The sequence below is a fragment of the Chromobacterium sp. Ag138 genome (genome assembly GCF_055181315.1).
In genome coordinates, this window is sequence record NZ_JBUPWA010000001.1 from 2,289,925 (window position 1) to 2,311,715 (window position 21,791).

Annotated in this window: 20 protein-coding genes and 1 tRNA gene; 11 read left to right on the forward strand and 10 right to left on the reverse strand. The window is 62.7% G+C overall.

Annotation, left to right across the window (positions count from 1 at the left end):
• The first annotated feature begins 85 nt into the window (after window positions 1–85).
• Window positions 86–1,237 (forward strand): TniB family NTP-binding protein, encoded by a 1,152-nt coding sequence (locus tag ACY3GB_RS10505; RefSeq protein WP_463088683.1) that lies wholly within the window; start codon window positions 86–88, stop codon window positions 1,235–1,237.
• 14 nt (window positions 1,238–1,251) lie between these two features.
• Window positions 1,252–2,580, forward strand: coding sequence for a TniQ family protein (locus ACY3GB_RS10510; RefSeq protein WP_463088684.1), 1,329 nt, complete (start codon window positions 1,252–1,254; stop codon window positions 2,578–2,580).
• Window positions 2,581–2,696: 116 nt separating this feature from the next.
• Here the strand turns inward: ACY3GB_RS10510 and ACY3GB_RS10515 are convergent, their stop codons facing one another.
• From ACY3GB_RS10515 to ACY3GB_RS10530, 4 genes are all read right to left on the reverse strand, one after another.
• Complete coding sequence (locus ACY3GB_RS10515; protein WP_463088685.1) at window positions 2,697–3,380, reverse strand: Rossmann-fold NAD(P)-binding domain-containing protein; 684 nt, start codon at window positions 3,378–3,380, stop codon at window positions 2,697–2,699.
• A gap of 32 nt (window positions 3,381–3,412) precedes the next feature.
• Window positions 3,413–4,057 carry an SDR family oxidoreductase gene (locus ACY3GB_RS10520; RefSeq protein WP_463088686.1) on the reverse strand — a complete coding sequence of 215 codons (645 nt, stop codon included), beginning with the start codon at window positions 4,055–4,057 and terminating at the stop codon, window positions 3,413–3,415.
• A 68-nt stretch (window positions 4,058–4,125) separates the two neighbouring features.
• Complete coding sequence (locus tag ACY3GB_RS10525; RefSeq protein ID WP_463088687.1) at window positions 4,126–5,061, reverse strand: alpha/beta hydrolase; 936 nt, start codon at window positions 5,059–5,061, stop codon at window positions 4,126–4,128.
• Between the two features lie 77 nt (window positions 5,062–5,138).
• A complete protein-coding gene (locus ACY3GB_RS10530) occupies window positions 5,139–6,053 on the reverse strand; it encodes an alpha/beta hydrolase (RefSeq protein WP_463088688.1) in 915 nt (304 codons plus the stop codon).
• A 172-nt stretch (window positions 6,054–6,225) separates the two neighbouring features.
• Between ACY3GB_RS10530 and ACY3GB_RS10535 the strand changes: the two genes are divergently transcribed.
• Window positions 6,226–7,158: a LysR family transcriptional regulator gene (locus tag ACY3GB_RS10535; protein WP_463088689.1), complete on the forward strand. Its 933-nt coding sequence runs from the start codon at window positions 6,226–6,228 to the stop codon at window positions 7,156–7,158.
• A gap of 114 nt (window positions 7,159–7,272) precedes the next feature.
• Here ACY3GB_RS10535 and ACY3GB_RS10540 read toward each other — a convergent pair whose 3' ends face one another.
• Both ACY3GB_RS10540 and ACY3GB_RS10545 read right to left on the reverse strand, forming a co-directional pair.
• A complete protein-coding gene (locus ACY3GB_RS10540) occupies window positions 7,273–7,476 on the reverse strand; it encodes a hypothetical protein (RefSeq protein WP_463088690.1) in 204 nt (67 codons plus the stop codon).
• The gene (locus ACY3GB_RS10545) at window positions 7,473–7,883 is read right to left on the reverse strand and encodes a (R)-mandelonitrile lyase (protein WP_463088691.1); all 411 of its coding nucleotides are present in this window, start codon (window positions 7,881–7,883) and stop codon (window positions 7,473–7,475) included. The genes ACY3GB_RS10540 and ACY3GB_RS10545 overlap by 4 nt, the downstream gene beginning before the upstream one ends.
• 144 nt (window positions 7,884–8,027) lie before the next feature.
• Here ACY3GB_RS10545 and ACY3GB_RS10550 point away from each other — a divergent pair, with 144 nt between their 5' ends.
• Complete coding sequence (locus tag ACY3GB_RS10550; protein ID WP_463088692.1) at window positions 8,028–8,915, forward strand: LysR family transcriptional regulator; 888 nt, start codon at window positions 8,028–8,030, stop codon at window positions 8,913–8,915.
• Window positions 8,916–9,156: 241 nt separating this feature from the next.
• On the opposite strand, the gene ACY3GB_RS10555 is transcribed toward ACY3GB_RS10550, so the two are convergent.
• From ACY3GB_RS10555 to ACY3GB_RS10565, 3 genes are all read right to left on the reverse strand, one after another.
• Window positions 9,157–9,360 carry a cold-shock protein gene (locus ACY3GB_RS10555; protein ID WP_463088693.1) on the reverse strand — a complete coding sequence of 68 codons (204 nt, stop codon included), beginning with the start codon at window positions 9,358–9,360 and terminating at the stop codon, window positions 9,157–9,159.
• A gap of 785 nt (window positions 9,361–10,145) precedes the next feature.
• Window positions 10,146–10,221, reverse strand: a tRNA-Ala gene (locus tag ACY3GB_RS10560).
• Between the two features lie 49 nt (window positions 10,222–10,270).
• Entirely contained in the window at window positions 10,271–12,565 is a 2,295-nt protein-coding gene (locus ACY3GB_RS10565; RefSeq protein WP_463088694.1) for a PAS domain S-box protein, read from the reverse strand.
• 182 nt (window positions 12,566–12,747) lie between these two features.
• Between ACY3GB_RS10565 and ACY3GB_RS10570 the strand changes: the two genes are divergently transcribed.
• The 7 genes from ACY3GB_RS10570 (at window position 12,748) to ACY3GB_RS10600 (ending at window position 21,151) form a co-directional block, all read left to right on the forward strand.
• Entirely contained in the window at window positions 12,748–13,752 is a 1,005-nt protein-coding gene (locus ACY3GB_RS10570; RefSeq protein ID WP_463088695.1) for a TRAP transporter substrate-binding protein, read from the forward strand.
• A gap of 61 nt (window positions 13,753–13,813) precedes the next feature.
• Window positions 13,814–14,404 (forward strand): TRAP transporter small permease, encoded by a 591-nt coding sequence (locus tag ACY3GB_RS10575; RefSeq protein WP_463088696.1) that lies wholly within the window; start codon window positions 13,814–13,816, stop codon window positions 14,402–14,404.
• The gene (locus ACY3GB_RS10580; RefSeq protein WP_463088697.1) at window positions 14,401–15,729 is read left to right on the forward strand and encodes a TRAP transporter large permease; all 1,329 of its coding nucleotides are present in this window, start codon (window positions 14,401–14,403) and stop codon (window positions 15,727–15,729) included. The genes ACY3GB_RS10575 and ACY3GB_RS10580 overlap by 4 nt, the downstream gene beginning before the upstream one ends.
• Window positions 15,730–15,884: 155 nt before the next feature.
• Complete coding sequence (locus ACY3GB_RS10585) at window positions 15,885–18,170, forward strand: NADP-dependent malic enzyme (protein WP_463088698.1); 2,286 nt, start codon at window positions 15,885–15,887, stop codon at window positions 18,168–18,170.
• A 72-nt stretch (window positions 18,171–18,242) separates the two neighbouring features.
• On the forward strand, window positions 18,243–18,494 hold the full coding sequence (locus ACY3GB_RS10590) for a PhaM family polyhydroxyalkanoate granule multifunctional regulatory protein (RefSeq protein ID WP_463088699.1): 252 nt from the start codon (window positions 18,243–18,245) through the stop codon (window positions 18,492–18,494).
• Window positions 18,487–20,118, forward strand: coding sequence for an ArnT family glycosyltransferase (locus ACY3GB_RS10595; RefSeq protein ID WP_463088700.1), 1,632 nt, complete (start codon window positions 18,487–18,489; stop codon window positions 20,116–20,118). The genes ACY3GB_RS10590 and ACY3GB_RS10595 overlap by 8 nt, the downstream gene beginning before the upstream one ends.
• Before the next feature lie 124 nt (window positions 20,119–20,242).
• On the forward strand, window positions 20,243–21,151 hold the full coding sequence (locus ACY3GB_RS10600) for a VirK/YbjX family protein (protein ID WP_463088701.1): 909 nt from the start codon (window positions 20,243–20,245) through the stop codon (window positions 21,149–21,151).
• A gap of 7 nt (window positions 21,152–21,158) precedes the next feature.
• Here ACY3GB_RS10600 and ACY3GB_RS10605 read toward each other — a convergent pair whose 3' ends face one another.
• On the reverse strand, window positions 21,159–21,752 hold the full coding sequence (locus tag ACY3GB_RS10605; RefSeq protein WP_463088702.1) for a flavin reductase family protein: 594 nt from the start codon (window positions 21,750–21,752) through the stop codon (window positions 21,159–21,161).
• Between the last annotated feature and the right edge of the window lie 39 nt (window positions 21,753–21,791).

Sequence of the window (21,791 nt, forward strand, 5' to 3'; positions counted from 1 at the left end):
CAGGAACACGTTGCAGAACCCACCACCCCGCCCCCGCCGATTCTCCCATCGCACCATACGCTGACGGTTTTTGGAGATTTCTGACATGAACATGCTACTCAATCAAAACCAGGAACAGAATATGCGCGAAGCCCATGTAGCGGACTTTTTGAGCCGGAGGATCAACCATCCCAAGCTGAATGACGCGCTGAAACAACTGGAAGACACGCTATGGCAGAAGTCTCATCCTGACATCATCGTACTGACCGGGCCAACCGGTGTCGGCAAATCCACCCTCGCCAAGAAGCTGGAGCAACGGATCCAGGAACGGTTTGCCACAGACATGCGGCACCAGGCCGACATGGTCCCCGTGCTCCACCTGTCGATTCTTTCCGCCGGCAGCAGCACCTTCAACTGGAAAGAACTTTACAGCCGGATGCTGCAGCAACTGAGCAATGTCAGTCCCCAACTCACGCTGCCGTTCGACACGGACGAGATGATGCTGATCGATGAGCCAATCAAGCTGGGGCGCTCGGCGCCGACGGCGAACAGTCTGCAAAGCGCGCTCGGCAAGGCCGTCAAAAAACGCAGCGTGCGCGCCATCATCCTCGACGAGGCCAACCAGCTCCTGCTCGGCCACAAGGCGCAGGAGCAAAGCCGGCAGTACGAAATCCTCAAATCGCTGGCCGCCAGCACCAACGCCGTCATCATCCTGGTCGGCACTTACGATCTGCTATCCATCCAGGAGCAGAGCGCCCAGCTGGTGCGGCGTACCCGCATCATCAAGCTGCCGCACTACCACAGGACCGACAAGGATGACTGGGAGTCTTTCTGCTCATCGCTCAGCACGCTGATCTCGTGGATGAATCTGCCCCGCCAACCAGACCTGCTCCACAAAGCTGAGTATTTCTACCTCAAATCGGCGGGTTGCATCGGCATCCTGAAGCCCTGGTTGGATAGCGCATACGAGTACTGCCGCGAACATGGACTTGATCAACTCGACATGGATGTGGTCGAGCAGTTAGCTCCAGAAAATCGCTCCATTCTGACCATTCTGAAAGAGGCCCAGGCGGGAGAAATCCGCCTGCAGGATATCCCGATGGATGAGCTACGCCAGCACTGCCTGCTTGGCGAGAAGGATTACAAAGAGTCGCATCACTACCGCGATGACGACAACCACCGCTATGGCAAACCAAAACAGAAACGCAGACCGGGAGAACGCAACCCCACTCGCGATCAAACCGGCTGGAGGCCTTGAGAGGAGACCGGGCCATGGACAGGAATCACAACGCCTCCGACCCAAGCGCGCTGTTCGCCTTGCCTCCCATGCAGGGCGGCGGCCGCACAACCGAGAGCCTGCTGTCGTATCTGGTGCGACTGGCGCGAGCGCATCAGATCGACACACGGCGGCTAGTTCGCTACACGGTATGGCCGGTGCTGCCGCTAGACGGCACCGGCCTAGCCATCTCGTTTTACCGGGAGGACGCCAGAACGGTAAACGGCATCGGCCGCTATGCCAACGCTTTTACCCAGGCCTTGGAGCAGCTCACCTCGGTACAGGGCCTGGAAGGTCTTACCTTCCAGGCCTGGAAAGGCGTGATCCCGGAAATCGGCGCCGGCTTTCTGGCCAAGGAGGTACGCTGGTGCCCCGCCTGCCTGGCTGAACAACGGAACCAGCGCGTTGACAGCCACTTCCCGTTGGTCTGGTCCTTGGATGCCTACCGGGTGTGCACCCGGCACCACCGGCCGCTACAGCACCTGTGTCCCTGGTGCGGCAAGCGTCAGCAACTGGTCCCGCACTATCCGGACCAGGCACGCTGCACCCACTGTTGCGGTTACCTCGCGCCGGCATCCACCCTGCAAACGCAAGAAACCATCCAGGAAGCCGACCTGCGCCGCGCCCACTCACTGGAAAGCATGATCGCCACGCCTGAAGGCAGGATCATGCCCACGCAACTGCAGCTGATGGCCATCCTGCAAACCGCGGCAGAACGCTGGACTGAAGGGGAAAAGAAGAAACTGTCGCTAATGCTGGGCCTGGGCGACAGAGCCATCGGCGGCTGGGCCAACAAACAGCAGAAGCCGGCATTTCCACAGCTGCTCCAGATCGCAGACAAACTGGATCTGACGCTGCACCAACTATTCACCCAGCCTCTGCCGGATCAGGCGCCCAGCAGTGCCTCACCCGTCTCTGCAAGGGGCAAACCACACGCTGCAGCCCAACTGAGCAAAGCTTCTCTCGAATCACGGCTTCGCCAGGAGCTCGATGCCCCCAGCACCGCGGAACCGGTCTCCCGCATCCTGAAGCGCATAGGCGTGACGCGCAGCTACGCCAAATATTGGTTTCCGGAGCTGTTGGCGCAGCTGACGCACAAGCACCAACAGTCGCAGCAGCGGACCACTGCGAAGCGTCGGATAGGCGATGTGGAACGGGTAGGCAGAGTCTTCAGGAACATCGCCGCCGGCGGGAACTATCCGAGCATCCGTCGGATGTCCCAGGCCCTGCGGCCGTATCGGCTATCGCTGCAGCGCGAGCCGCTACGGGAGGAGTACAACAAGCTACGTGAAAGCATCAGAAACACCGAATTATCTAGGCCATAGAACAATGGCAACCATAGGGCTGCTCATCGGCCTTAACGGTCACTCATTCCTCCAACAGAAATGGCTTCTTTCTATCCGAAAGCGGCCATGGGATGACTTATAACCCGTCCTTGATGTCAGGCATATTGAGTTCGGCTGAGAGCGAGATAATGAATGGCGGCATTATCGATGTAAGGGCTGGCGTCGCCGTAGCGAATCAGCCGTAACATCGCCTGACCGACTTGCTCGGTGTCGATGATGCGGGAGGGGAAGAAACGGCGTACCGCACGCAGCCCCCAACCAAAGCACCGGTAGAACAGTCGATAGGCTTTGGTCTTTGATACCGCCCCGTTCATGGGGATGATGAGGCCGGGTCGGAACAGGTAGACGGCCTTGAAGCCGAGCTTGAGCAAGGTGTTTTCGGTCTTGCCTTTCACCCGAGCCCACATCGTCGAACCCTGTTCGGTAGTATCGGTGCCCGCGCCGGATACATAGATGAAAGTCATGGCCGGATTGACATTGACCAGGGTCTCGGCGACTGCGACCGGCAGGTCGTGATTAATGCGCACAAAGCTGGCCTCGTCGACGTCTCTGGCCGACACGCCCAGGCAAAACAGGCAAGCGTCGTAGCCCACTAACTGGTCAGCAATATCGCTGTAGGCATACATGTCTTGGCGGACCAACTGCCGCAGCTTGGGGTGCCGGATAGGCAATTCGCTTCTTCCAATGGTCAGCACGGCCGTCACATCATGGGCCAGCAGACATTCGCGCAACACGCCCTGTCCCACCATGCCTGAGGCACCGAACAGAATCACTTTCATCGAGGCCTTTCTGCGTTTTGTCGCGTGTCGTGTCAGAAGAAGGATGGCTTGTCGCCATCCGAACCGGGTTTGTTGACACCCAGGTTCGCCCGCGCATGCCGCTCCGTTGCGTCGATGATGGTCGCAATCAGGGCCGCCACACTCTTGCGCGACACCTCAGTGCCCCTGAAGGGCTCGTCCCTTTGGGTGGTCTCATAGTCCACCTCGTCGGCATCACTCAGCCAGGCGGCCCGCAGCAGGGTGTAGTTCAGGTCTGACGCTTCTATAAGATCGGCCGCCTTGCGGTAGGGGCCGAGATACTGGCCGATCTCGCGACGATTCCATTCGCCAAACTTGCCTGGCACCTCGTCGTAGATGCCCAGCGAGTTGACGAAGATCAGCCGTTTGACGCCGGCCTTGAGCATGGCGGTGACGATGGCTTCGGCCTGAAGGTCAACCTCGCCGGCCAGGTTGGCATAGACGATGTCCTGGCTGGCCATCACCTGCCGTAGCAGCTTGCTGTCCAGCACATCGCCAATAACGACCTGCGCATTCTTGGGCTCAGTGCCTGACAGGTTCTTCGCGTGGCGCAACAGCAGCGTCAGCGCGATGTCCTCGCGATCCGCCAGCATCCGGATCACCCAGCGGGCAATCTGGCCGCTCGCCCCCAGTATCAATACCTTCTTGATCGGATTCATCCTGTACTCGCTTGTGCTTGTTTAGTGTGGGCAACCACCGGGCATGGCATCGCCATGCCCGACCGCACTTACAGGTACGCTTTGAAGAATGGCACGACCTTGGCCAACGCCTGGCCGACCGGCTCGAGCCTGTCGTACAGGTCGTAGTGGGACCAACCCTCGATCACCGCCAGCTCCTTCTGCTTCGCTGCCGCGCGACCGTAGATCTCGCAGCCGTCGCGGTAGGCGCCGAAGCCGCCCGGCTTGTCGCCGATCACCACCATCAACGGCTGGGTGAGCAGCACTTCTGCATGCGCGAACGCATCCCAGGTCATTGCGGCGCTGTTGAAGGAGAACAACCCACTGGTGGCGCCGTTTGGCTGCTGGCCGCGTGGTGACTTGTAGTAGTCGGTGGCTTCCAGGACGTCGATATCGGTGATGCCGTTGCTCTTTCCTGCCTCGACCGACGGTGGTAGGTAGTTGATGACGTGCCGTTCCCCGCCGCGGGCTTCGGCAGTGCGCTGCTTGGCCATTGCGTCCAGAGCGCCGACCGGGTCGAAGTTGCTGAACGCCTCGCGGATCAGGCGGCCGAAGTTCACGCCAGTGATCGAGGTCAACGCCTTGATGCGCCGGTCGCTCATCGCCGCGTTGATGGTGTAGGCACCGCCGCCGCACACGCCGATAGCGCCGATGCGGTCCGCGTCCACGAAGGGCAGCGTCACCAGGTAGTCGATGGCGAAGCGGATGTCGGAGACACGGATGGACGGGTCCTCGATAAAGCGTGGCTCGCCACCGCTCTCCCCCTGGAAGCTGGCGTCGAAGGCGACCACGACAAAGCCTTCCTTGGCAAGCGCCGCCGCATAGATGTTGCCGGCGGTCTGCTCCTTGCAGCTGCCGATCGGGTGGGTGCTAACAATGGCCGAGTATTGCTGGCTCTCGTCGAAGCCGGGCGGCAAGTAGAGGTCAGCCGACGTGTCCCAGGCCAGGTTCTTGTAGGCAACATGGCGGATGGTATGGGTAGTCATGTGGGTTCCTTGTCCGGTGCCTGCCGCGCCGAGCGATGTTTGCGTGAAGGGCGAGCCGACGCTCGCCCAGGGCCGGTCTACAGGTGAGACTGGAAGAACGGCACCAGTTCCGACACGGCCTCCTCCACGTACTGCGGCACGTCGTACAGCGACATATGGTTGGCACCGTCGACGATGTGCAGGCGCTTGTCGGTGCTAGCGGCCCGTGCGAGCAGATCCTCGCTCATCCACTTGCTACCGGCCACGCTACCGGCTACGGCTAGGATCGGCTGGGTCAGAAAGGCCTCGGCCTTGTTGTAGGCGTCGTAGCTGATGATCTGGGTCAGGCTGCGGGCCAGGGTGTAGCCTGGTGCGTTCGGATGCTGGCAACGCGGGGTGTGGTAATACTCCCAAGCTTCTTCCAGCTCCTTGTTGGGCGCATCTTCCTTGCGCATCGGTGCCAGCGGGATGGTGGCGAGCTCGGGCTTGGCGGCATCGCCGCTGCGGGCCTGCGAGCCGTAGTCCAGATAGGAGACCGCGTCAGCGTCCTTCACGGTGTTTTCCCAACCGTTGCGGAACATGGAGCCGATATTCACCGCGCTGACCGTGCCCAGCGCCTTGATGCGGCGGTCGTTAATCGCCGCGTTGGCCGCATAGCCGCCACCGGCGCAGATGCCCATCGCACCGATGCGGGCCGGGTCCACATAAGGCAACGTGGTCAGATAGTCGATTACCGCGCTGACGTCCTCGGTGCGGATGTAGGGGTTTTCCAACTGGCGCGGCTCGCCGGAGCTAGCGCCCTGGTAGGACGCGTCGAAGGCAATGGTAACGAAGCCCTGTTCGGCGAGTTTTGCCGCATACAGACCGGCGGTTTGTTCTTTCACGCCGCCACCCGGATGAGTTACCACGATGGCCGGATAGTGCTTGGCCTCGTCGAAGCCAGCCGGAAAGTACAGGTTCGCCGCCATGGTGATGCCCTGGCCGTTGAGGTTCTTGAACTGGATGCTTTGCATTCGATTTCTCCTTTACTGAATCAAGCGGGCCATCAGTCCGTACAGTCCTTGGGCCCGGCTACCAACTAGCGCTGTTCGGTTGGCGTGAGTGAATAGTAGGCCTATCATTGGCGTTGAAAAAGATGCTAATCTTGACCACAGTGGTAAGTTGAAATTGACAATTGGAGCCTTGATGGATCCCTCCCTGCTACCTTCTCTCGCTTGGTTCACGCATGTGGCGCAACACCGCAGCTTCACCAAGGCCGCCGCCGAGATGGGCGTGTCGCGTGCTGCGCTGTCGCAGAACCTGAAGGCGCTAGAGCAGCGGCTGAACGTCAAACTGCTCTACCGCACCACGCGGGATATGTCGCTGACCGAGGAAGGCCAGCGCCTGTTTGAAGTGCTGCAGGGGGCGCTGCAGTCGATTGACGGCGTCGTGCGGACGGTGGGCGAGAACCGGACCGAGCCGACCGGGCTGTTGCGGGTAAACACCTCGCGGGTGGCGGCCAAGCTGTTAATGGAACCGCATCTGGCCGAGTTTCTCGCGCGCTATCCGCAACTGCGTCTGGAACTGATCATGGATGACGGCATGGCCAACATCATCGCCGACGGCTGCGATGCGGGCATCCGCCTGGGACAGAGCCTGGCCGAACACGTGACGGCGGTGCCGATCACGCCGCTACTGGAGATGGCCGTGGTCGGCTCACCAACCTATTTCAAGGCCCATGGCCAACCCGCAACGCCAACCGACCTGGCCGCCCATAATTGCCTGCGCTACCGCCAGACCTCCAGCGGTGCCATTTTCCAATGGGAGTTCTCCACGCCAGGGGTGGAAGGGCAGGACTTCGTGCTCGACCCGCAAGGCAGCTACACCACCAACGACGATGAGGGAATGATTCGTGCCACCGTCCAAGGCATCGGCCTGGCCCAGCACATGGAACTCGCGGTACGTCAGCAACTGAGGGAAGGGACGCTGGTCCGTGTCCTGCACTCCTGGTGCAGACCGTTTCCCGGCTTCTACCTGTACGTCCCCTCCCGTGAGCAGATGCCGAGCAAGGTGCGGGCGTTGATGGACTTTCTCGTCGAAAAGCGCGGCGCTCTGGCCGCCCAAGCGACCAAGCGGTAATGTCGCTGACCTTTTCATGGATGCTTGGTAGAGCCCCCCAGCCTTCTTGCTACTGCTTTTGCATCAGGAGGCTTGATCCCCTGCCGGACAGACCACGCTCACCAAGCCCCCCCATCAGTGCGCCCAACGCATTGAGGCTACATGAAAAACATGGAAAGCATAGAGCTGCACTGGCAACTCGCGGCAAGCATTGACCGTGAGTCCTGCATCCGTCCTCTTCGCCAAGGCAGTATCGAGCTTGGGCAGATTGCCCAACGCGGTGAAGGCTGCGATGGATTGCTGCGACTGGCTCAGCGCCTTTTCCTGTGATGCATTCATGATTGAACCGATGTCTGATATTGCCCCTCACTTACAGGCTCCATCCAATCCACCACTTTGCCCTCCAGCATCTCGGCTATGGCAATGTGGGTCATGGATGTAGCCGGTGCTGCACCATGCCAATGCTTGGTGCCTGGCGGAATCCACACGGTGTCGCCAGGACGGATCTGACGCACTGGTCCGTCCCATTCCTGAACGAAACCGGAACCAGCCGTCACTATCAGCGTCTGCCCTAGCGGGTGCGTATGCCATGTGGTGCGGGCACCTGGCTCGAAGGTCACGGTGGCACCGCCGACGCGGGCCGGCGCATCGGCCTGGAACATCGAATCAATGCGGACTGTGCCGGCGAAGTAGTCGGCAGGCCCCTGTACGGAAGGCTGCGAACCAACGGGGGTTACGGTAATCATGGAGGTGTTTTCCTTGGCAAGTAAAGTGTCGCGGCCCCTGTAGTGAAGCTTTGACAGCACATGCTATCAAGCATAGGGACAACCCCATTGTTTGATAAGATGGAAAAATCTGAATAAGCATGTGCATAAAATGCACCAATATCCATGGAGAACCTAAACGACCTGCGCGCATTTTCGGTGGTGGCCCGGGAGCGCAGCTTCACGCGCGCGGCCGCGCAACTGGGTATGTCGCGCTCGGCGTTGAGCCACGCGATGACAACGCTGGAGGCGCGTCTGGGTGTGCAACTGCTGATGCGCACCACCCGCAGCGTCGCCACATCCGAAGCTGGCTCGCGGCTACTGAACACACTGGCCCCGATGTTGGGCCAATTGGATGCGGAACTGGCCGCCCTGCGTTCACTAGGCGATAAGCCCGCCGGCAATGTGCGAATCACTGCCAACGATCATGCCATTGTCACGGCCCTGTGGCCCCGGCTGCCCGAATTCCTGACGAGATACCCGGATATCCAAGTCGAACTGAGCGTGGACTATGCGCTCACCGACATCGTGGCCCAGCACTTCGATGCTGGAGTGCGCATCGGGGATGTAGTGGACAAAGACATGATCGCCGTGCGCATCAGCCCCGATCTGCGCATGGCTGTGGTCGCGTCACCTCAGTACCTTGCGGGTAAAGCACTTCCGATAGTGCCGGGCGATCTGACCGACCATCGCTGTATTAACCTGCGGCTGCCCACGCTTGGGGGCTTGTACGTCTGGGACTTCGAGAAGGACGGCAGACCGGTTACGGTGCGCGTTCAGGGGCAGGCAGTGTTCAATAACACCTTTCTAATGCTGCAGGCGGCGCTTGATGGCCAGGGTTTTGCCTATGTGCCGGAAGATACCGCGAGGCTCCACATCGACGCGGGGCAGCTGATACCGGTACTGGAGGACTGGTGGCCGCGGCTACCAGGCTACCACCTCTACTACACGAATCGCCGTCAAATAGCGCCGGCGCTTGCTCTCGTCATTGAGGCGCTGAAGTACCGTAGCTAGACATCAAGTGCTTGATACTGGTTTCGCGAAGTTGGTTGACTTCAACGTCGGCGGAGCTGTTGCATAAATACCGGACAGGGTGAGTTTCCCCTTTCCCCAAACGGATTTACCCCACAGCACCGTCAGGACACATAAGCACTCTCATAGCTTTGGCTGAATCAGTACTGGTGGAGGTCAAAGGGAACAGAAATTTTAGGCAAAAAAAAAGCCCGCTAGGGGCTTTTTTGATAGCAGCAATAGATTAGAGAGGCTGAATGCCGGATGCTGCCGGACCCTTTTGGCCCATAGCTCGGGTGTAGCTCACTTTTTGGCCATCATGCAGGGATTTGAACCCATCGGCACGAATCTCAGAAAAATGAGCGAACAAATCATCACCACCATTGTCCGGGGTGATAAAACCAAAACCTTTTGCGTCGTTGAAAAATTTAACGGTACCCGTTTCCATAATGCACTCCTTGTATTTATAAAGGACAATAGAATTGCCAAAAGCATGATAATCAAGGAATAGATAAGGAAACTATGTAGACCAACTGGGTGGGCAACGAGGTGTCGATAGATATGACGCTTGAAGATCCTGCTTTTTGATTGTGCACAGATTACTTTTCAATTGTCAACATAATTTCGTAGTTGAAAATTTAGGCTCCCCGCGTTCACGGCCCAATGCATAAATAATTTTCAAATCCATTGAAACCGACTGATCTATCTTCTTTTGCACAGGGGCTTTGTTGCACAAATCAGGGCTTGCGCCCGTTCGGTAGAATGACGACATGAGCCAGGGCAGTCCAGTATCGGTAGACGAAGTCTGGGCGACCGCAATGAGTCATTTGTCATCACAGGCCGACAGCCAATGCAGCCATTAGCCGTCTCTAGCTGCTGAGTGGCTGGAAATTGGCGCACTGCCGCCCGATGTTGGCTAGAGGCCGAAAGTCAGCTCCGGCCGAACAGCAGCCCCATCTCACACAGTCCACCCTGACAAGCAGCGCACTCTTTAGCTGGGAACCATAAGCTGGCCAAAATCGATGATTTGTACCCATAAGCTGGCCAGGAGCTGGAACGGCGTTTCAAACGTGGAAAGCCTTGCTGCGCAACACTCTCAAGGAATAGGGATGGAGAAAAGCGGGATGAATTTTGGACGGCGGAGTGGCTAGAAGTGCGAACCGGGAAGTATAAGCTGGCCGTTTCGGCCAACTTATGCTTCCCGTCACATTATGCTTCCCGTCGCATGAATTCTGGTGGACCGAAGGAGGATCGAACTCCCGACCTCTGCATTGCGAACGCAGCGCTCTCCCAGCTGAGCTATCGGCCCATCGCCAAGCATCCTAACACAACGGCATTTTTCTTGACCAGCCCCTGCCTCACCCCTCTTCCGCGCCGGCCAGCGGCAGGCTGAACCAGAATACGCAGCCGCCTTCCCGGCTGCTGACGGCGCCGAATTCGCCGCGGTGGAATTCCACGATGGAGCGGCAGATATTGAGGCCGATGCCCATCCCTTCCGGCTTGGTGGAGTAGAACGGCGTGAACAGGTTGTCCTGCATGCCGGCGGCCAGCCCCGGCCCGTTGTCCACCACCTCCACCCGCCATTTGCCGTTTTCCACGCAGGTGTGCAGCTCCACCCCCGGGCGCGGCGTGCCCGCCTCCACCAGCGCCTCTATCGCGTTTTTCATCAGGTTGAGCAGCACCTGCTCGATCAGCACCGGGTCCATGTCCACCCGGCAGGGGCGGCGGTCGGCGGCCAGTTGCAGGCCGACGGCGTTCTTGGCGGCCAGCGGCTCGGCCAGGCCCAGCGCGCGCTGCACCACCCGCGCCGGGTCCACCCGCTCCAGCTGCGGCTCGTGCTTCTTGACGAAGGCGCGGATGCTGCTGACGATCTGGGCCGCGCGCCGGGATTGCTCGGCGATGGCCTGGATGGCGTCGCGCACGCCGGCCGGCAACGCCAGCTGTTCCGGCAGACGGCGGCTGACGCCGGCGGCGTAGGTGTGGATCGCGGTCAGCGGCTGGTTCAGCTCGTGCGCCAGCGTGGACGCCATCTCGCCCATCGCGATCAGCCGCGCGGTATTCTGGAAACGCTCCTGCTGCGCCTGTTCGCGCTCTTCGCGCCGGCGGTCGGCGGTGACGTCGCTGAGTATCGCCAGCCAGGCCGCTTCGCCGTTCACCCATTCGATGCGGCGGCGATGGATCAGCAGGCAGCGCTGGTCGCCGGTGAAGATGAACTCCTGGCCGATCTCTTCGCCCTCGCCGGCCTTCAAGCCCGGCAGCAGCACGCAGCACGGCGCGTCGGCGTCGCCGACTTGCCACAGCTCGGCGAAGCCGGGGTTGGCGTACAACAGCTGGGCGCTGCCCTCGTCCACCACGCACACGCCGGCGGCCAGGCCGTTGAGCACGGTGAGGAAGCGGCGATGGGCGGCGCCCAGCGCCACGCGCTGGCGCTGGCGCTCGGTGATGTCGAACAAGGACGCGATCCAGCCGCGCTGGCTGCCGTCCTCTTCCATCAGAGGGGTGGCGAACAACCGCACCACCAGCGTGTCGCCGCGCTTGCGCATCAGCGTGAGGTCGAAGCCCAGCTCCGGCTGGCGGTTGTCGCGCACCGCGTCCATCGCCTCGGCCAGCACGCCGTGCTGGTCGGCCGGCCAGAACGGATGCGGCGGATGGCTGCCCACCAGTTCCTCCGGCGAAAAACCCAGCATGTCGCAGAAGGCGCGGTTGACGCGGACGATCTCGCCCTCCAGCCCGATCGCCACCAGGCCGCTTTTCATCGAGTCCTCTATCGCCTGCCTGAGCGACACCTCCTTGGCCAGCCTCTGCTCGGCCAGCAGGCGCTCGCGCATGTGGCGGCGGATGCGCCACACCGCGTACAGCAGGGTCAGCAGCAGCAGCGCGATCACCACCGTCAGCACCGGCAGCGTCAGGCCCAGGCCGCTGCGGTAGCTGACCGCGCGCAGGTAGAGGCCGTAGCCGGGCGGATCGAAGCTGGTCTGGTGCGAGATGGAGCCCGGCTGCTCGGCCGCGTCGAACTTCTGGGCCAGCGTCTTGCCGCCCAGATCGATGATGCTGATGTAGTTCTTGGAAGCGATCCACCACGGCACCTGGTGGTACAGCAGCGCGTCCAGCTGATAGGACAGGCGCAAGCCGCCCAGCAGCCGGCCGTCGTGAACGATGGGAATCGCCAGGTCGAAGCGGTACTTGCCGTCCTGCCCCTGGTAGGGCGCGCCGTAACTGTTTCGCAGCAGGCGTCCCGCGCGCCACATCGCGTCGTACTCCGGCAGCCCCAGCTGCCGCTGGTCGCGCCGCAGGCCATGCGGGTCCCACTGCACCTGGCGGTCTGCGTCGATCCGCTCCAGCGTCACCAGCTCGGGATTCTCGCGCAGATAGAACGCCGCCAGCTGGGCGAAGCGCCGGCTGTCCACCTTGCCGGCGGCGATGTCGCGCGCCAGCGTGTCGCCCCATTCCTGATGGGCTTCCAAGTGCATGCGCAGCGACTGTTCCAGCCACAGCACCTCCTGGATCAGATTGTCCTGCTGCTCGTCGCGCCAATCGCGGTACACCAGATAGCTGAGGCTGCACAGGGCCAGCAGCAGCGCGACCAGGGCCAGGCTGGCGCCCAGCCACAAGCGGTGGGGAATGCGGCGGATGCGGGAATGGGAGGGGGACATGGCGGAAACCGGACAATGACACGCCTTCGATGATACCGCGACCAAAGCACAGCGGGGGACATGCCCATGTTCTGGAATTCCCTAATGGCCAAACCGCCCTAGAGCTTCTACTTTATCGGCAACAACAACCGGCATAAGCCGGGCCTGACACTACAACGCGACAAATGGATGGAGATCCCTACATGAAACTGAAGCATGCCGCGCTGGCCGTCTGCGCCAGCCTCGCCCTCTCCGGATTCGCCCAGGCGGCCGGCGAGATCGTGATCAAATTCAGCCACGTGGTGTCCCCGGACACCCCCAAGGGCAAAGCCGCCGAATACTTCAAGAAGCTGGCCGAGCAGCGCACCCACGGCAAGGTGAAGGTCCAGGTCTACCCCAACAGCCAACTGTACAAAGACAAGGAAGAGCTGGAAGCGCTGCAGCTGGGCGCGGTGCAGATGCTGGCCCCCAGCCTGGCCAAGTTCGGCCCGCTGGGCGTGAAGGAGTTCGAAGTCTTCGATCTGCCCTATGTGTTCGACAACTACGACCAGGTCAACAAGGTGATGCACGGCCCGATCGGCAAGCAGCTGCTGGGCAAGCTGGAGGGCAAGGGCATCAAGGGCCTGGCCTACTGGGACAACGGCTTCAAGAACTTCTCGGCCAACAAGCCGATCAAGTCCCCGGCCGACCTCAAGGGCATGAAGATCCGCATCCAGTCGTCCAAGGTGCTGGAAGAGGAAATGCGCACCCTGGGCGCGCTGCCGCAGGTGATGGCCTTCTCCGAAGTCTACCAGGCGCTGCAGACCGGGGTGGTGGACGGCACCGAGCTGGAAGCGTCCAACCTGTACACCAGCAAGGCCTACGAAGTGCAGAAGAACCTGACGCTGACCCAGCACGGCTTCCTCGGCTACGCGCTGATCGTCAACAAGAAGTTCTGGGACGGCCTGCCGGCCGACATCCGCACCCAGCTGGACAGCGCGGTGCAGGACGCCACCGTCTACGCCAACAAGATCGCCAAGGAAGAGAACGACAAGGCCGTGGCGGCGATCAAGGCGTCCGGCAAGACCAAGGTCTACGTCCCCACGCCGCAGGAGCGCGACGCGTTCAAGAAATCGCTGCTGCCGGTGCACCAGAAAATGGCTTCCCGCATCGGTCCCGATCTGCTAAAGCAGATTTATAAAGAAACCGGTTTCAACCCCGGCAAGTAACAGGCCGACGGCCGCGCATCGCCCGATGCGCGGCTGCGCTGCGCGCATAGGAAACCCCGCCATGCTGAAATTCCTCGACCACCTCGAGGAGTGGATGATTGCCTGTCTGATGGGTGCCGCCACCCTGATCACTTTCGTAGCCGTGCTGCACCGCTACGGTTCCGGCATTTCCGCTCTTCAACCGTATCTCGCCCACATCAATCTGGCGTGGGCGCAGGAACTCACCGTCTATCTCTTCGTCTGGATGGCCAAGTTCGGCGCCGCTTACGGCGTGCGCACCGGCATCCACGTCGGCGTCGACGTGCTGATCAATCGGCTGCCCGACAGAATCCGCGGCCGCTTCATCGTGTTCGGCCTGCTGGCCGGCGCGCTGTTCACCGGCGCCGTCGCCGTGATGGGCGGCGATTTCGTCTGGAACATCGCCCACACCGACCAGACCTCGCCCGACCTGGAGGCGCCGATGTGGCTGGTCTATCTGGCCATCCCGGCCGGCTCCACGCTGATGTGCTTCCGCTTCCTGCAGGTGGCCTGGAACTTCGTCAAGACCGGCAGTCTGCCCAAGCATGATCACGGCCACGTCGACGGCATCGAAGGCGACGACACGCTGGACAACCTGCACCCGCACGACATGCATCACGGAGGCCGTCCATGAGCGCCCTGATCATCTTCGGCCTGCTGCTGGCGCTGATGCTGACCGGCATGCCGATCTCCATCTCGCTGGGCCTGACCGTCCTCACCTTCCTGTTCACCATGACCGAGGTGCCGATCACCTCCGTCGCGCTCAAGCTGTTCACCGGCATCGAGAAGTTCGAGATCATGGCGATCCCCTTCTTCATCCTGGCCGGCAACTTCCTGATGCACGGCGGCGTGGCGCGGCGGATGATACGCTTCGCCACCACCCTGGTCGGCCACTGGTACGGCGGCCTCGGCCTCGCCGGGGTGGTGTCCTGCGCGCTGTTCGCGGCGATCACCGGCTCCTCGGTCGCCACCGTCGTCGCCGTCGGCTCCATCATCCTGCCGGCGATGCTGAAGCAAGGCTATCCGGCGCGCTTCGGCGCCGGCGTGATCACCACTTCCGGCGCGCTGGGCATCCTGTTCCCGCCGTCGATCAACCTGGTGATGTTCAGCATCGCCACCGCCGGCATGAGCGTCACCGGCCCGGACGGCAACGCGGTCTCCACCGCCTCGGTCGGCCAGCTGTTCATTGCCGGCGTGCTGCCGGGCCTGTGCCTGTCCTTTCTGTTGGGCATGACCACCTGGTTCCGCGCCAAGAAGTTCGACTATCCGCGCCTGCCCAAGGCCAGCTGGAGCGAGCGCTGGAGCGCGTTCCGCGGCTGCGTGTGGGGCCTGCTGCTGATCGTGCTGGTGATAGGCGGCATCTATACCGGCATCTTCACCCCCACCGAGGCGGCGGCGATGGCCGCGGTGTACGCCTTCGTGATCGCGGTGTTCGTCTACAAGGACATGCAGCTGAAGGACGTGCCCAAGGTGCTGATCAACGCCGCGTCGATGAGCGCGATGCTGCTCTACATCATCACCAACGCGGTGCTGTTCTCCTTCCTGATGGCGTCCGAGCAGATCCCGCAGACCATGGCGGCCTGGATGGCCAGCCAGGGCTTCGGCATCGTCGCCTTCCTGCTGCTGACCAACGTCCTGCTGCTGGCGGCCGGCAACTTCATGGACCCGTCGGCCATCGTGCTGATCATGGCGCCCATCCTGTACCCGGTGGCGGTGAAGCTGGGCGTCAACCCGGTGCACTTCGGCATCCTGATCGCGGTCAACATGGAAGTGGGCATGTGCCACCCGCCGGTGGGATTGAACCTCTACGTCGCCTCGGGGATCACCAAGATGGGGATCACCGAGCTGACGGTGGCGGTGTGGCCGTGGCTGCTGACCATGCTGGGCTTCCTGCTGGCGGTCACCTTCATCCCGGAAATCTCGCTATGGCTGCCTCGGATGCTCGGCATGATGAATTGAGTTTCCCGCGCCAGACGGCATGCCGCCGCGATGGGTTTTGCCCGTCGCGGCTTTTGTCAGACACGGCATAGCCCGGACCTGGCATAAGCCTTATAATGCGAGGCTGATTCTCCCTTACCGACATAAAAAAACATCTCTCAATCAGGAGCCTGCGAATGGACGAGCAATTGCGCCAAAGCGCACTGGAGTTTCACCAGTTCCCGACCCCGGGCAAGATTCAGGTTGCCCCGACCAAGCCGCTGACCACCCAGCGCGATCTGGCACTGGCCTACTCCCCCGGCGTGGCCGCCCCGTGCGACGCCATCGTCGAAGACCCGCTCAACGCCTACAAATACACCGCCCGCGGCAACCTGGTGGCCGTGATCTCCAACGGCACCGCGGTGCTGGGCCTGGGCAACATCGGCGCGCTGGCCAGCAAGCCGGTGATGGAAGGCAAGGGCGTATTGTTCAAAAAATTCGCCGGCATCGACGTGTTCGACATCGAAGTCAACGAGCTGGATCCTGACAAGCTGGTGGACATCATCTGCTCGCTGGAGCCGACCTTCGGCGGCATCAACCTGGAAGACATCAAGGCGCCGGAGTGCTTCTACATCGAGAAGAAGTGCCGCGAGCGCATGGGCATCCCGGTGTTCCACGACGACCAGCACGGCACCGCCATCGTGGCCGCCGCCGCGGTGCTGAACGGCCTGCGCCTGGTGAAGAAGGAAATCGGCGAAGTGCGCGTGGTGGCCTCCGGCGCCGGCGCCGCCGCCATCGCCTGCCTGGACCTCTTGGTGGCGCTGGGCGTGAAGCGCGAAAACATCACCATCTGCGACTCCAAGGGCGTGGTCTTCATCGGCCGCGACGAGAAGCTGGACGAGTCCAAGCTGCGTTACGCCATCAAGGACAACGGCTGGCGCAAGCTGGCCGACGCGATGGCCGGCTCCGACATCTTCATGGGCCTGTCCGGCCCGCGCCTGGTATCGCAAGACATGGTCAAGTCCATGGCTCGCGATCCGCTGATCCTGGCCATGGCCAACCCGGAACCGGAAATCCTGCCGCCGCTGGTCAAGGAAGTGCGCCCGGACGCCATCATCGGCACCGGCCGCTCGGACTTCCCGAACCAGGTCAACAACGTGCTGTGCTTCCCCTTCATCTTCCGCGGCGCGCTGGACGTGGGCGCCACCACCATCAATGAAGAGATGAAGCTGGCCACCGTGCGCGCGATCGCCGACCTGGCGATGGCCGAGCAGAACGACGTGGTGGCCACCGCCTACGGCGATCAGGAACTGTCCTTCGGCCCGGAATACGTGATTCCGAAGCCGTTCGATCCGCGCCTGATCGTCAAGATCGCTCCGGCCGTGGCCAAGGCCGCGATGGATTCCGGCGTCGCCACCCGTCCGATCGAAGACTTCGACGCCTACGCCGACCAACTGGCCCAGTTCGTGTACAAGACCAACTTGTTCATGAAGCCGGTGTTTTCCCAGGCCAAGAAGGATCCGAAGCGCGTGGTGCTGACCGAGGGCGAAGACGAGCGCGTGCTGCACGCCACCCAGGAAATCGTCACCCAGGGCCTGGCCAAGCCGATCCTGGTGGGCCGCCCCAGCGTGATCGAGAAGCGCATCGAGAAGCTGGGCCTGAAACTGCGCCCGGGCGTGGACTTCGAACTGGTCAACAACGAATCCGACCCGCGCTTCAACACCTACTGGCAGGACTACTACCAGCTGATGAAGCGCAAGGGCGTGTCGCAGGAGCAGGCCCGCCGCCGCGTGATCGGCAACACCACGCTGATCGGCGCGATGATGGTGCGCCGCGGCGACGCCGACGCGCTGATCTGCGGCACCTACGGCCCGTACCGCCAGCACTTCGACATCCTGGAGAACGTGCTGGGCTACGCCAACAAGGATAAGGTGGCCGGCGCGATGAACGCGCTGATCCTGCCGACCGGCAACATCTTCATCACCGACACCTACGTCAACGCCGAGCCGAGCGCCGAGCAGCTGTCGTCCATCACCCGGATGGCGTCGGAGGCGATCCAGCGCTTCGGCATCCAGCCGAAGGCCGCGCTGCTGTCCAACTCCAGCTTCGGCGCGCTGAACACCGCGTCGTCGCAGAAGATGCGCGCCGCCTTCGACCTGATCCGCGAAGCGCAGCCGGAACTGGAAATCGACGGCGAGATGCAGGGCGACGCCGCGCTGGTGGAAAGCATCCGCCAGCAGGCGCTGCCGGACTCGACGCTGAAGGGCTCGGCCAACCTGTTGATCATGCCGAACGTGGAGGCCGCCAACATCAGCTACAACCTGCTGCGCGTGTCGGCGTCCGACGGCGTGACCATCGGCCCGATCCTGATGGGCATGGCCAAGCCGGCGCACATCCTGACCCCGATCTCGTCGGTGCGCCGCATCGTCAACATGGTGGCGCTGGCCTCGGTCGACGCCCAGGTTGCCGCACAACAGGGCTGATCCGGCGTCTCAAGCGTCTTATACTGAACGGGCAAGCATCGCTTGCCCGTTTTTCATTGCAGGAAAATGTCGATGAGCCAAGACAACCACAACGACCCGTTCGCCCTGTTCCGCCAGTTCTGGCAACAAGCCACCCCGCCCGGCATGCAGGCCTTCCTGCCGCCGATGTCGGAAGAGGAGATCGACCGCAAGCTGGCCGAGCTGAAAGTGGTGGAAGGCTGGCTGACCATGAACATGGGCGTGCTGGCGATGCAGATCAAGACGCTGGAAATGCAAAAAACCGCTTTGCACTCGATGCGGCCGAAAGATCCTCCCATTGGCTGAGCGCCCGGCTCCGCTGCGCTGGGAGCCGCTTTTGGCGCTATGCCTGCTGTGGCTGCTGCCGGGCCTGGTCGGCCACGAGCCCTGGAAACCCGACGAAGCCTACACCTTCGGCTTGGTGCGCCATATCGCCGCCAGCGGCGACTGGGTAGTGCCCACCCTCGCCGGCGAACCCTTCATGGAAAAGCCGCCGCTGTTCTTCATCAGCGCCGCCTGGACCATGCGGCTGTTCGAAGGCTGGCTGGGCGCGCCCGACGCCGCCCGCCTGGCGGCCGGCTTCTGGAACCTGATCGCCTGGCTGGGGCTGGCCACCGCCGCGCGCGGCCTGTTCGGCCCCGGGCATGGCCGCTGGGCGCTGGTGCTGTTGATCGGCACCGTGGGCCTGCCGCTGCGCGCCCACCAGCTGATCACCGACACCGCGCTGCTGGCCGGCTTCTGCTGGGGACTAGCCGGGCTGAGCCAGGCGCTGCTCCGTCCGCTGGCCTCCGGGCTGATGCTGGGCGCAGGCGCCGCCATCGCCTTTCTCAGCAAGGGCCTGCTCGGCCCGGGCTGCCTGGGCGTCGCCGCGCTGGCGCTTCTCGCGCATCGCGACTACCGCCGGCCCGCCTATCTGAAAACCCTCGCCATCGCGCTGGCCGCCGCGCTGCCGCTGCCGCTGTGGTGGATGCACAGTCTGTACCAGCGCAGCCCCGAGCTGTTTCATCTCTGGCTGGACGCCAATAATTTCGGCCGCTTCCGCGGCACCGTCCACCTGGGGCCGCGCGCCGCGCGCGGCTTCTACGGACTGACCCTGCCCTGGTACGCGCTGCCGACCTGGCCGCTGGCGCTGTTGGCGCTATGGCGCGCCGCGCGCGCGCGGCAGGATTGGCCCGCCATTCTGCCGCCGCTGGCGTTGTCCGGCTGCACGCTGGCGGTGCTGGCCTCCGCGGCCGACGCCCGAGAGTTGTACGCGCTGCCGCTGCTGCCGCCGCTGGCGCTGCTGGCCATGGCGGGGCTGCGGGGCCTGGGCCGCCCGCCGCGCTGGCTGAACATCGGCCTGGCGCTGCTGCTGTGCGCGCTGACCGTCTACGTGCTGCTCTGCGCCGCCGCGCTGAACTTCCCCTTGGACATCCATCCCGCGCGGCAATGGCTGGGCAGACGCTTCCATGGCTGGACGCCCCAGTTCCAGCCTGGGCGCTGGCTGCTGTTCGCCGCCGCCGCGGCGCTGCTCGCCTGGTGCTGGCGGCAGCCATTGGCCAACGGCTATCGCCTGATCTGGCGCTGGAGCGTGGGCCTGACCCTGCTCTGGTGCGGCATGGCCATGCTATGGCTGCCGGCGCTGGACCACGGCATGCGTTACCGCGAAGCCTTCGCCGCGCTGAAGCCCGGACCGGCGGCCCTGATCCGGCCCGGCGACTGCGTCGCCAGCCTGGGCTTGGGCGAGCCGCAACGCGCCTTGCTGGAATACTACGCCGGCCTGCGCACGCAGCGCCTGGAAGCTTCGGGCAGCGCCGGCCGCTGCCGCTGGCTGCTGCTGCAGACGCTCCACGACCAGGTCCCTCCGCCCTACGACAAATTGCATCCCGCCTACACCTTCCAGCGGCCGGGCGATCACAAGGAACGCTTCCGACTGTACGCTCTCAGGTAAATTGGCATTTTTCATCATGACAGCGCTATCCCGCGTCACATTCCGTCACACTGTCCCACATAACTATTAACAAATTCTTGTGCAAATTTATCTTATCCTGACATTCCCAAGGATGAGGTATTGCATGACTGTCACAAACTCCGTGGATTTGTTCTGGTCGCTGGCAACCGGTGAGTTCTCCCGGCGCGACGGTTTCGATCAAGGCAAGAACCGCTTCAAATTCGTCTTCCGCGGCATGCTCACGCTGCCGTGGACGCTGCGCTGGCTGGATACCTTCCGCCAGTCGCAGTCGCTATTGACTTATCTGCGCCGCAATCCACGGCTGGCCAGCAAGCTCCATCGTCCCTACCTGTACCGCTCGCTGGGATGCCGCGGCAAGCTGGAGGCGCTCTGCGCCCACTACCAGCTGCTGGAGCAGCGCTTCTCCGCCGCCACCCGCGCCCAATTGCTGTCCAACGCGCCTTTGCGCCTGGCCGACATCGCCGGCAAGGGCGACTGTCGCCTGCTGCTGCTGCTCACGCACCAGCACAGTTTCGACAAGGAAGGTGAGATGTCGCTGCAGGTTTGCGACGCGGAGCAAGTGCCGCTGGCGACGCTGACCTTCACGTTGACCCGCCGCGGCGACAACATGGCGGTAGTGATCGGCGGCCTGCAAGGCCCCCGTAAACCCTATGGCGCGGAACAGGTGCAGCAGGCGACCAAGGCCGCCCATGGCCTGTTCCCGAAACGGCTGGCCATGGAAGCGCTGACCGCGCTGGCGCGCAAGATCGGCGCGGACGAGATTCTGGCCGTCGGCAACCACGAGCACATCTACAGCTCCTGGCGCTATCGCCGGCATTTCTTCGCCGACTACGACAGCTTCTGGCAAACCATGGAAGCCGAGGCCGCGGACGACAAGCAGCGTTTCTACCGCATCCCGCTGACGCTGCCGCGCAAGGCGATGGCCGACATCGCCAGCAAAAAGCGTTCGGAATACCAGCGCCGCTACAACCTGCTGGACGATCTCTCCGCCCAGGCCCTGGCCGCCGTTTGAAATCCGCTCAGGCCGGGCGTTCCAGCGTGAACGCCTCCTCGGCCAGGCTGTAGCGGTTGCCGCCCAGCTTGCCCACCGCCTGCAGCGCCTGCTCGTCTATCGCGCCGTCGCGCCACAGCCCGTCGGCGACATGGATGTGCTTCACCTCGGCCAGCACCAGATTGCCGGCGCCGCTGCCGTGGCCGAAGGTCAGGCACTGGTGCAGCGCGCACTCCAGCCGCACCGGCGCTTCGGCCACGCCCGGAGGCTTCACCGTCACGCTGTCGGTCTTGGCCACCCCGGCCAGCTCGAACTCGTCGATGTCGGCCGGATAGGCGCCGCAACTGGCGTTCATCGCCGCCGCCAGCGGCTGGCTGACGATGTTGACCACCAGCTCGCCGGTCAGACGGATATTGGCCAGCGTGTCCTTGTCGCGCTCCGGCGCCTGCTTCAGGATGCTGATGCCCAAGAGCGGCGGATTGACGCTCATCACGTTGAAGAAGGAAAACGGCGCCAGATTGCACACCCCCTTCAAATCCTGAGTGCTGACCCAGGCGATGGGCCGCGGCAACACGCAACCCACCAGCAGCTGATACAGATTCGTCCGTTCCAATTGCTGCACATTGAACTCCATCTCGTTCTTTCACCTGCGCCAGACATC

Coding starts and splice junctions, on each gene's coding strand:
- ACY3GB_RS10505 (WP_463088683.1), top strand. CDS start 86: ATGAACATGCTACTCAATCAAAACCAGGAACAGAATATGCGCGAAGCC.
- ACY3GB_RS10510 (WP_463088684.1), top strand. CDS start 1,252: ATGGACAGGAATCACAACGCCTCCGACCCAAGCGCGCTGTTCGCCTTG.
- ACY3GB_RS10515 (WP_463088685.1), bottom strand. CDS start 3,380: ATGAAAGTGATTCTGTTCGGTGCCTCAGGCATGGTGGGACAGGGCGTG.
- ACY3GB_RS10520 (WP_463088686.1), bottom strand. CDS start 4,057: ATGAATCCGATCAAGAAGGTATTGATACTGGGGGCGAGCGGCCAGATT.
- ACY3GB_RS10525 (WP_463088687.1), bottom strand. CDS start 5,061: ATGACTACCCATACCATCCGCCATGTTGCCTACAAGAACCTGGCCTGG.
- ACY3GB_RS10530 (WP_463088688.1), bottom strand. CDS start 6,053: ATGCAAAGCATCCAGTTCAAGAACCTCAACGGCCAGGGCATCACCATG.
- ACY3GB_RS10535 (WP_463088689.1), top strand. CDS start 6,226: ATGGATCCCTCCCTGCTACCTTCTCTCGCTTGGTTCACGCATGTGGCG.
- ACY3GB_RS10540 (WP_463088690.1), bottom strand. CDS start 7,476: ATGAATGCATCACAGGAAAAGGCGCTGAGCCAGTCGCAGCAATCCATC.
- ACY3GB_RS10545 (WP_463088691.1), bottom strand. CDS start 7,883: ATGATTACCGTAACCCCCGTTGGTTCGCAGCCTTCCGTACAGGGGCCT.
- ACY3GB_RS10550 (WP_463088692.1), top strand. CDS start 8,028: ATGGAGAACCTAAACGACCTGCGCGCATTTTCGGTGGTGGCCCGGGAG.
- ACY3GB_RS10555 (WP_463088693.1), bottom strand. CDS start 9,360: ATGGAAACGGGTACCGTTAAATTTTTCAACGACGCAAAAGGTTTTGGT.
- ACY3GB_RS10565 (WP_463088694.1), bottom strand. CDS start 12,565: ATGTCCCCCTCCCATTCCCGCATCCGCCGCATTCCCCACCGCTTGTGG.
- ACY3GB_RS10570 (WP_463088695.1), top strand. CDS start 12,748: ATGAAACTGAAGCATGCCGCGCTGGCCGTCTGCGCCAGCCTCGCCCTC.
- ACY3GB_RS10575 (WP_463088696.1), top strand. CDS start 13,814: ATGCTGAAATTCCTCGACCACCTCGAGGAGTGGATGATTGCCTGTCTG.
- ACY3GB_RS10580 (WP_463088697.1), top strand. CDS start 14,401: ATGAGCGCCCTGATCATCTTCGGCCTGCTGCTGGCGCTGATGCTGACC.
- ACY3GB_RS10585 (WP_463088698.1), top strand. CDS start 15,885: ATGGACGAGCAATTGCGCCAAAGCGCACTGGAGTTTCACCAGTTCCCG.
- ACY3GB_RS10590 (WP_463088699.1), top strand. CDS start 18,243: ATGAGCCAAGACAACCACAACGACCCGTTCGCCCTGTTCCGCCAGTTC.
- ACY3GB_RS10600 (WP_463088701.1), top strand. CDS start 20,243: ATGACTGTCACAAACTCCGTGGATTTGTTCTGGTCGCTGGCAACCGGT.